8 protein-coding genes are annotated in these 6,007 nt (G+C 67.7%); 2 read left to right on the top strand and 6 right to left on the bottom strand.

Features of this window, described 5'->3' with window-relative positions; all coding sequences use genetic code 11:
* Positions 1-320: 320 nt before the first annotated feature.
* From ACIBHX_RS51755 to ACIBHX_RS51745, 3 genes are read right to left on the bottom strand one after another with little or no spacing between them, the layout of a single operon-like run.
* The gene (locus ACIBHX_RS51755; protein ID WP_397076358.1) at positions 321-1,478 is read right to left on the bottom strand and encodes a serine/threonine-protein kinase; all 1,158 of its coding nucleotides are present in this window, start codon (positions 1,476-1,478) and stop codon (positions 321-323) included.
* A gap of 14 nt (positions 1,479-1,492) precedes the next feature.
* On the bottom strand, positions 1,493-1,867 hold the full coding sequence (locus ACIBHX_RS51750; protein ID WP_397076357.1) for an STAS domain-containing protein: 375 nt from the start codon (positions 1,865-1,867) through the stop codon (positions 1,493-1,495).
* Positions 1,864-2,229, bottom strand: coding sequence for an STAS domain-containing protein (locus tag ACIBHX_RS51745; RefSeq protein ID WP_397076356.1), 366 nt, complete (start codon positions 2,227-2,229; stop codon positions 1,864-1,866). The genes ACIBHX_RS51750 and ACIBHX_RS51745 overlap by 4 nt, the downstream gene beginning before the upstream one ends.
* Positions 2,230-2,570: 341 nt before the next feature.
* On the opposite strand from ACIBHX_RS51745, the gene ACIBHX_RS51740 reads away from it, so the two are divergent.
* A complete protein-coding gene (locus ACIBHX_RS51740) occupies positions 2,571-2,828 on the top strand; it encodes a hypothetical protein (RefSeq protein ID WP_397076354.1) in 258 nt (85 codons plus the stop codon).
* Positions 2,829-2,980: 152 nt separating this feature from the next.
* Positions 2,981-3,145, top strand: coding sequence for a hypothetical protein (locus ACIBHX_RS51735; RefSeq protein ID WP_397076352.1), 165 nt, complete (start codon positions 2,981-2,983; stop codon positions 3,143-3,145).
* 828 nt (positions 3,146-3,973) lie between these two features.
* Here the strand turns inward: ACIBHX_RS51735 and ACIBHX_RS51730 are convergent.
* The 3 genes from ACIBHX_RS51730 to ACIBHX_RS51720 all read right to left on the bottom strand — a co-directional run bounded on the left by ACIBHX_RS51730 (position 3,974) and on the right by ACIBHX_RS51720 (position 5,980).
* Positions 3,974-4,111 (bottom strand): hypothetical protein, encoded by a 138-nt coding sequence (locus ACIBHX_RS51730; protein WP_397076350.1) that lies wholly within the window; start codon positions 4,109-4,111, stop codon positions 3,974-3,976.
* A 423-nt stretch (positions 4,112-4,534) separates the two neighbouring features.
* Positions 4,535-5,479, bottom strand: coding sequence for a LysR family transcriptional regulator (locus ACIBHX_RS51725; RefSeq protein ID WP_397076349.1), 945 nt, complete (start codon positions 5,477-5,479; stop codon positions 4,535-4,537).
* Positions 5,480-5,656: 177 nt separating this feature from the next.
* Positions 5,657-5,980, bottom strand: coding sequence for an STAS domain-containing protein (locus ACIBHX_RS51720; RefSeq protein ID WP_397076347.1), 324 nt, complete (start codon positions 5,978-5,980; stop codon positions 5,657-5,659).
* Positions 5,981-6,007 lie beyond the last annotated feature (27 nt).

Raw genomic sequence — 6,007 nt, 5'->3', positions numbered from 1 at the left:
GAAGGGACAGCTCGGACGTCAGAAGATCTTCGACGGCCTGCTCAACAGACTCGACTCAACAGGCACTTGACTCGATCACCTGCATAACTACAACCCCCACCGGCGCCACTCCGCCAACGGCCAGCTCAGCCCAGCCGAATACGAACGCCGGTACACATCCAAGAACGCTCAAGATCTCGATATGCTGCCGCGTAGTCGCAAGCCCTGATATTTCTACCGAACCGGGGCAACTCCACAGGCCGGTTGGGTGCCTTCCAGTCAACGTCCCCTTCCGGCCCGCGGATACAGGCATTCTCAGCGAGGCTTATCACCTCCGCTGATCAGGAGAGGTCGCACGTCTGTCGGCTCAGGGCCGTGCATGCCCAGCTGAGCGCGGCGGAGGCCGCCATCGCTGAGGGGATGCGGTCTGCGGGCGTGTAGCTGAGCCACTGGTCAATGAGCTGGCTCAGGCACTCGGGTACGAGCGGGTTGTAGCGGTCAACGGGTTCGGGCCGGGTTCCGGCCTGCATCAGGTGGTGCACCTGCAGCAGATCGGTGCCGGCGTCGGTTTCGCGTCGCAGCGGGGCCAGGCCGGTCAGCAGCCAGTAGGCCAGAGCACCGACGCCGTACAGATCGGACAGACTGCTGGGGGCGGCGTCGGTGGCGCCGAGTTGCTCGGGGCTGGCGAACCATTTGGTTCCGCCAGGCAGGACCGTCGAGACGCATTTGCCGGCCTGGTGCAGTTGTGACATTCCCCAGTCGATGATCTTGATGGTGGCGGGGCCGTCCAGGACGATGTTCTGCGGCTTGATGTCGAGGTGGATGATGTCGCTCAGGGCGGCGGCCTGCAACCCGGCCAGCACCTGCTCCAGGATCCGCAGACTCCACCTCAGGGAGACGTCGGCGCCTGGCCTGCCGTGGAGGTGGAGGTTGAGGCTGCCTGGCTGGTAGAGGGGCGAGATGAGGTAGACCGCCTGGGATCTGGGGTCCTGGCCGGCGTCGATGATCTGCCCGATGTGCCGGTGGTGCAGGCGCATGCTCCGTACCTCCCGTAGGAAGGTGCGAAACCGCTGGGGGTCATTGTGGGCCTGGTGGAACACCTTGGCCACGACGATGGTGGCGGGGTCGGCGAGCTCGTAGGCCTGATACAGGCTGGCCATGGCGCTGGCGTCGGCGTTCAAGGGCGCGTAGATCCGCCAGCGGTCGTTGAGCACCATGATCGGCGCGAGGCCCTCAGCGAGTGCGGGCGCCGACTGCGTGGCCTGGCCTGCCTGGGCCCGGCGCGGGGGCGGGTGCCGGCTTTGCGCTCGCTGTAGCTTGGCCGCGGCGATGATCTGCTCGGCGTCGCTGCGGGCCTGGGCGAGGATCGCGGCGGCTTGGATCTGGGCTTCTCCCAGCACCTGATGGCCTAGCCGATCCAGCTCGGCCGTCGCCTCAGCGGGAAGGCAAGGGCGTGGCCCGGCGGTCGTCCTGGTGGCAGCGGCGGCGAGAACAGACATGTGCCGACGACGTCTCAGCGCGCTGCCGCGGGGCCGAACCCGGCCCTGCCTCGGCCCGGGGTGCCGTACATCGGGAAGCTGCAGTCCAGGCCGGTGAGGCGCAGCACTCTGGCCAGGTGCGGGCGTGGGGCGGCCAGGCCGAGCACGATGTCCAGGGATCTGGCCCGGCGCTGGACACCGACCACGACGCCCAGCCCGGCGGCGTCGCAGAACGACACCCCCGACAGGTCGAGAACGAGCAGGCCGGTGCTGTGCCGCAACGCGCCCAGCAGGCGTTCGCGCACCGCCGCGCCGGTACCGATGTCCAGCTCGCCGCACAGGCGGACGACGGTGGCGGTGGCGGGGACGAGCCACAGACCTGTCCCGATGCGGGGATGGAGGGCCGTCATGAGGTGCTCCGATCCTGCAGGCGAAGACCGGCCGGCTGGTGCCAGCCGGTGAGCTGGATCAGGCGTCGCAGCTGCGGGGAGGGCGAGCGCAACGTCAGAACATGGCCGTCGCGCATACCGGCGGCGGCGGTGACCAGGGCCCGCAGTCCCCCGACGTCGCAGAACACCAGGCCGCTCAGATCGACGCAGAAGCCGCCACCACCCGCCAGCGCAGCCAGTGCCCCGGTCAGGGCCTGCAGGGTGGCGTGGTCGAGCTCACCTTCGATCCGCAGGCCCGCGGGATCGACGAGCGGCGTGATGCGCAAGAGCCGATCGGCGAGCGTGTCAGGGGTGCGGGCGCTGGCTGTGTCCGCGGTGTTCATGCTGGCTCCTACGGGCGGGGAGTGCGGGATAAGGCGGCGGTGTGAGGCGGCCATGAACCGGTTGCGGAGGGCGGCGTGAGGAGCAGTCTGGTGCGATGGTCTGATCATCTGGCGGGCTCGACCAGGTGGAAAGCGGCAATCTGCACCAGGCTTATCATCAGCCGTGATCACCGGGCCTGCGCCGGTGTGGTGATCAGAGTGGTTTGACGGCCGCACCGCTCGCGGCGTGTCGTGGGAACCGCTGGGGGCGCTCTCCTATTGTCCGCAGCCGGTATCTGGCGCAGACTGGGCCGGCGGGATCGGATCGCGCTCGGAGCTCAAGGACGGCATGGTGAATGGCGTTGACTGCTCAACCTCCGCTGCCGCCGGATCCGAACGACGGCGTGGATCAGGCTCTGACCGACGTCTTGATGGCGATCGGTACGGCTTCGCGCGCCCTCGCCTTTCAGCACGCGACGCGCATGGCCTGTCGTGGTGACCGGCAGCGGCTGGCCGCCTGTCTGGAGGCGCTGACGCCTGGTCGGCTCGCCGAGGTGGCCGCCGCCGCCCGGTTGCTGAGCGCCGCGGCCGAGCAGGCGCTCGCCGGGAGGAACCCTTAGCGGTCGGGCAGTGTCCCGCCAAGACGTGTGATCAGGAGGCGTGGTCGCCGGGGGCGGGCTGTGGGGTCTGTCCGCCTTCCGTTGTTCCAGCCGGCCAGGCTCAGCTCCTGCTCTGCTCTGGGGGCTGGAACAACGCCGAGGAAGGAGAGTGCTTGACCCGGAACAGATCTGAGATCGTCGACTGCGCGTCGCCCGACGCAACCGGCAAAGTACTGAGGATCCTGCAAGGCTCGTCGCTCAGCATCGGCGACTGCCCCAACGGCACCTTTGCCATGTGGGAAACCGAAGGCAAGGGCGTCTGTATCGGGTCACCATGACATCTGGTACCAGTTCCTCACCAGCCGACACGCTCGCCTGGAAATACTAGCCTGCGAAACTCTCCCCGCCCGTGGGCCAATAGGAGACGCGCACCGGCGACACCACGTTCCAACCGGCTCCAAGCAGTGTGCGGCATCGTACGCCGCCCTGGTAGAAGTCCAGCTCGAACGCGGTTAACGCCGGATCGGCGCCCACAGCCTCGACTTCCTCCACCGTCGCTCCCGACGACCAAGCGCCGTTACTCAAACTTCGGAGGCACTAGCGGTCATCAACCTTCGGTGACAACGATCAGCCTTCGGCGTCACAGAACAATGAGTTTGGGCAACACCCCTGATCGTCGGGGTTTCGTGTTGATGAGTTTCAGCAACACCCGGGGTCTTGCGGTGGGAGTATCTGGTGTGTCACCCACTGTGAGGGGCGCAGGATGTTGCGGTAGTCCAAGACCGAACTGTATGCGGCGATCTGGCGTGATGTGCGGGCGGGGTTGTCGATCCGCGGGGTGATGCGTAAGCACGGGGTGTCGCATCCAACCGTGCGCAAGGCCCTGGAGTCGGCGTGGCCGCAGCCAAGAAAGAAGATGGCTCCGCGTGCGTCGCTGCTGGACCCCTTCAAGCCGATGATCGATGCGATGCTGCGGGTTGACCAGCCCCGGAAACCGCGTCGAGCCGACGGTACCGAACCACGGCTCAGGCGCACGCGATGGCCGACCCGGCCACAGAGCTACACGTCCGAACAAGCACGGCGACGGTCTTCGCACGCCGGCAACGCATGGACCGGTACGCAATCCCGATGCGCTGTTCGAACGCGCCGTTGACCTGCTCCCCGGATTACTTCCGGTTGCCCTTGGCCGGGTCTGTCCTGATCTCGTCCGGCAGCCGACGATCTCCGGCGGTGCGGCCGAGGTGCTGCATGGCCCACCTCTTGGCGGCCTGAGTCTTGACCCTGATCTTCCATTTGATGCTCATGGTGGTCTTCCCTTCACCGGGAGGCGACCGTGACCTCGTGCGGACCGATGCCCGCGACCTCCGGCAACTCACCTCTCAATGTCCTCTTCCGGCTGTGACGGGGAAATGAGCACTTGGACGGCCGGTTATCACTGGAACCGATGAGCGAGTACGAAGTCAGGAGCGTCGACCGCCCAGAAGCCGGTGATGACGGCGTCCTCGTGCGGATGCACACGGCCGGCCTCGACCAGGGCGCCATCCACTTCATGGCCTGCCTGCCGTACCTCATGCGTCTTGGCACCGGATTCCGCACGCCCAAGCGCCCGGTTCGAGGCCGCGAGCTCGCCGGCGCGTCGAAGCGATCGGCGAGAACGTCACCCGCTTCAAGTACGTGCCCGCCCCGGAGGGCAAGATCAGGTCCGGGCCCACGGTACTCGCGGAACGTCAGGCGGTTTCGTCGCGGTTGATGAGGGTCGGCGAGTCCCTGATGGAAGCGGGTAGCCAGCTGAGCCGGTGGGCGACGCGTCTGGCGCAGTCGATGACCCCGGCGAGGTGGGGGGACGGGTCGGCCGCGCGCCACAGTAGTGACCAGGGGTAGTGCGTGGCGGGCTCCGTCAGGGGTCGCCAGGTGGTTCCGGGCCGGCTGGAGGTGCGGGAGGAGGCAGGGATGACGTGTACGCACCGGTGCCGAAGCACAAGGTCGGTGGCGGCGCGGGTGCTCTCGACGGTTCCCTCGTAGATGCTGGGCGCGAATCCGGCCGAACGGCACAGCTCGATGACGAACTGGTTGAGCTCGGGTGTCTGGCCTTCCTCGCCGAGCAGCAAGAGCTCGTCGGCGAGCGCGGCGACTGGCACGCTGTCCTGTACGGCGCAGCGATGGTCATCGGGGATCAGCACGCCGAGCGGGTCCAGCCTGATCAGTTCGGAGGCGACCTCGGGCGGCGTCAGGGAGGCGCGTCCGATCCCGATGTCCAGCTGGCCGTCGGCCAGTTGCCGATACTGTTCGGGCGTGCCCGCCTCGACCTGGTGGATGGTCAGGTCCGGATGGCGCAGTTGGACCTCGTGCAGGATCTGCGGCATGGAGTCGTAGCCAGCGTCGATGATGCCGACACGCAGCGAGGGCGATGACGTCGCGGCGTTCCGCGCGGCGTCCCCGGCCCGCTCGACCTGGTTGAGGATCTGACGCGCCTCGATGAGGAAGGCGGCTCCCGCAGGGGTCAGATTGACGTGGTGGGTGCTACGGTCCAGGAGCCGCACGCCGAGCTCACGTTCGAGGCGCTGCACCTGCTGGCTGAGGGCGGACTGCACGATGTGCTCGCGGGCCGCCGCCCGCCCGAAATGCAGTTCCTCGGCCAGGGTCACGAAATAGCGCAGCTGCCGCAGCTCCATGGCCGCCACCCCTTCCAACCTCGGGCGGCTCCTCATCATCCACTGTAGGTCCTCGGCACGATCAGGCCACGTCGTGATCGCCCGGTCGCCATGGGGAGGGGCGACCATCGGTGTCTGCGCCGAGCGCGGACACGCGGGGTCGGCGGCGCTGTGCCGTACAGCTGGACTCCTGTGCGGTCACACCGCGATGGGGAAGCAGCAGTCCAGACTCGAGACCCGCAGGAGCCGGGTCATGAACGGGGTGAGGCCGGTCAGGGCCAGGGTGATGCCTCGTGCTCGGGCACGGCTCTGCGCGCCGACCAGCACGCCCAGGCCGCCGGCATCGCAGAAGGTCACCTGCGACAGGTCCAGGACGAGCAGGCCGGTGCTGTGGTCGAGAGTGTTCAGCAGCCGCTGACGCAGCGCTGCGGTGGTGAAGATGTCGATCTCACCGGATAGGCGGACGATGGTGGGAGCCGATGGGCCCGCCCGGCCGAGCCGGGCGGTGTCGATGATGGTCACGAGATTCTCCATGCGATGTCGAGAAGC

This window comes from Nonomuraea sp. NPDC050536 (assembly GCF_044457685.1).
In the GTDB taxonomy this organism is placed as follows: Bacteria; Actinomycetota; Actinomycetes; order Streptosporangiales; family Streptosporangiaceae; genus Nonomuraea.
The sequence above is the reverse complement of the archived record's forward strand: the minus strand, read 5'-3'. Positions and strand labels throughout refer to the sequence as shown.

What these genes read in the sequence shown, in the direction of transcription:
- ACIBHX_RS51755 (WP_397076358.1), bottom strand. Translation starts at nt 1,478, where the DNA reads ATGTCTGTTCTCGCCGCCGCTGCCACCAGGACGACCGCCGGGCCACGC.
- ACIBHX_RS51730 (WP_397076350.1), bottom strand. Translation starts at nt 4,111, where the DNA reads ATGAGCATCAAATGGAAGATCAGGGTCAAGACTCAGGCCGCCAAGAGG.
- ACIBHX_RS51725 (WP_397076349.1), bottom strand. Translation starts at nt 5,479, where the DNA reads ATGGAGCTGCGGCAGCTGCGCTATTTCGTGACCCTGGCCGAGGAACTG.
- ACIBHX_RS51745 (WP_397076356.1), bottom strand. Translation starts at nt 2,229, where the DNA reads ATGAACACCGCGGACACAGCCAGCGCCCGCACCCCTGACACGCTCGCC.
- ACIBHX_RS51750 (WP_397076357.1), bottom strand. Translation starts at nt 1,867, where the DNA reads ATGACGGCCCTCCATCCCCGCATCGGGACAGGTCTGTGGCTCGTCCCC.